Origin of the sequence: Mesorhizobium sp. WSM3866 (assembly GCF_002294795.1) — a bacterium.
Taxonomy (GTDB): Bacteria; Pseudomonadota; Alphaproteobacteria; order Rhizobiales; family Rhizobiaceae; genus Mesorhizobium.
On the sequence record NZ_NSGC01000046.1, the window covers coordinates 1 to 1,959 of the forward strand.

At 60.2% G+C, this 1,959-nt stretch carries 3 protein-coding genes; all 3 read left to right on the forward strand.

Annotation, left to right across the window (positions count from 1 at the left end; all coding sequences use genetic code 11):
- Positions 1-427: 427 nt before the first annotated feature.
- The gene (locus tag CK222_RS31315; protein ID WP_245420490.1) at positions 428-802 is read left to right on the forward strand and encodes a phage integrase N-terminal SAM-like domain-containing protein; all 375 of its coding nucleotides are present in this window, start codon (positions 428-430) and stop codon (positions 800-802) included.
- A 266-nt stretch (positions 803-1,068) separates the two neighbouring features.
- Positions 1,069-1,365, forward strand: a complete 297-nt coding sequence (gene groES / locus CK222_RS31320; RefSeq protein WP_095776521.1) for a co-chaperone GroES — start codon at positions 1,069-1,071, stop codon at positions 1,363-1,365.
- A gap of 62 nt (positions 1,366-1,427) precedes the next feature.
- Positions 1,428-1,959: TCP-1/cpn60 chaperonin family protein (locus tag CK222_RS31325; RefSeq protein WP_280951807.1), on the forward strand; the 532-nt coding region annotated here is incomplete at its 3' end.

Sequence of the window (1,959 nt, forward strand, 5' to 3'; positions counted from 1 at the left end):
GGTTCTGGCAGGCTTCATCACCCGCCTCGATACGCCGCTCTCCTCAAACCGTCATCACCCAGTTTCAGCCATAGCTCTCTCGGAGCTAGCTTCCTATCTTTCAAAGCCTGGCGCAAAATACATGGAACAGGAAGAACTCGATCCTATGATCCCGCCGCTATCCGGAACTGCACGATGAGGCCCTAACGCTGGTCGTAATGTCCACGGAGTCTTTTCAAGCGGTAGAGACTGCGGGGCCGAAGAACGAACCCGCTACGCGGGTGGGCGCTTGGGGTCTAGGTAGACAAGAACCGGTCGTCGCGCTCGCATTGAGGGTGGTTCGGCAGCGGCAGAGCATCACGAGCCCTTCAACAAGGAGTCCGACCATGCCTATCCTGTTCTCAATCCACCGATAGTTCAGCTGCGCCAGCGGTTGATCAACGACATGATGCTGCGCCGGTTCAGCCAGGCGACGCAGCGCAACTATCTCCGCGACATCGGACGCCTGGCCACCTTCCTTGGCCGGTGGCCGGATACAGCGACCACCGACGACCGCCGCCGGTTCCAGATCGAGCAACAGGATAATGGGTTCAGTGCCGACGATGAACAGCATTGCGTCGGCCGGCTTCGCTTCTTCTTCACGCATACGGGTCGATCGTCCCGAGCTGGCGCGCAAGCTCGTCCGGCTGGCACCCGCGCAAGCTGCCGGTGGGAAACATCGTCGTCAGAAAGACATTCCAATGTGCTCTGCAAGTGCCTGCCGAGCGATGAGCGCTCGTTGCGACCCCAAGTTTATGGATGCCGCCGACGGCTCGGCCGTTAATTTCACATAATTTCACATTCTAAATAGGATACAAAAGTCAGCCCAGAGCTGACGGCCGAAACGCGCTCAGACATTGGAATGCGCCCGTAATGGAGGCCAGGCTTCCATGTCGATTCCCAACTTTTTGCTCTTCGGCTGTCCGCTCATCCGTCTTGACCAGGACGAACCTACAGCCTATCTCACCGCCACGTTGGCACTCCCCGCTGGCGAGTGCTAACGGGCTCCGGCAACGGAGACCTTTCAACCTCCGCACAGGGATATCCAAAATGGCAAAGTCGAATTTCCGCCCGCTTCATGACCGCGTGGTCGTTCGCCGGGTCGAATCCGAATCCAAGACCGCCGGCGGGATCATCATCCCGGATACGGCGAAGGAGAAGCCGCAGGAAGGCGAGATCATCGCCGTCGGCTCCGGCGCCCGCGACGAAAGCGGCAAGCTCGTGCCGCTGGACGTCAAGGCCGGCGACCGCATCCTGTTCGGCAAGTGGTCGGGCACTGAAGTCAAGCTCAATGGCGAGGACCTTCTGATCATGAAGGAATCCGACATCATGGGCATCATCGGCTGATCATCGGCCTCTCCATCAATTGAGTTTTCGGGCTCTTCCCGAGCCCTTGTCAGGAGCTAACCATGGCTGCAAAAGACGTAAAATTCTCCCGCGACGCCCGTGAGCGCATGCTGCGCGGTGTCAACATCCTCGCCGACGCGGTGAAGGTGACCCTCGGCCCTAAGGGCCGCAATGTCGTCATCGACAAGTCGTTCGGCGCCCCGCGCATCACCAAGGACGGCGTCACCGTCGCCAAGGAGATCGAGCTTGAGGACAAGTTCGAGAACATGGGCGCCCAGATGGTCCGCGAAGTCGCTTCGAAGACCAACGACATCGCCGGCGACGGCACGACCACCGCGACCGTTCTCGCCCAGGCGATCGTACAGGAAGGCAACAAGGCCGTTGCCGCCGGCATGAACCCGATGGACCTCAAGCGCGGCATCGACCTCGCCGTCAGCGAAGTCGTCGCCGCTCTCGGCAAGGCCGCCAAGAAGATCAAGACTTCGGAAGAAGTCGCTCAGGTCGGCACCATCGCCGGCAATGGCGACGAGTCGGTCGGCAAGATGATCGCGGAAGCGATGCAGAAGGTCGGCAACGAAGGCGTCATCACCGTCG

What these genes read in the sequence shown, in the direction of transcription:
- CK222_RS31315 (WP_245420490.1), top strand. Translation starts at nt 428, where the DNA reads ATGCTGCGCCGGTTCAGCCAGGCGACGCAGCGCAACTATCTCCGCGAC.
- groES (WP_095776521.1), top strand. Translation starts at nt 1,069, where the DNA reads ATGGCAAAGTCGAATTTCCGCCCGCTTCATGACCGCGTGGTCGTTCGC.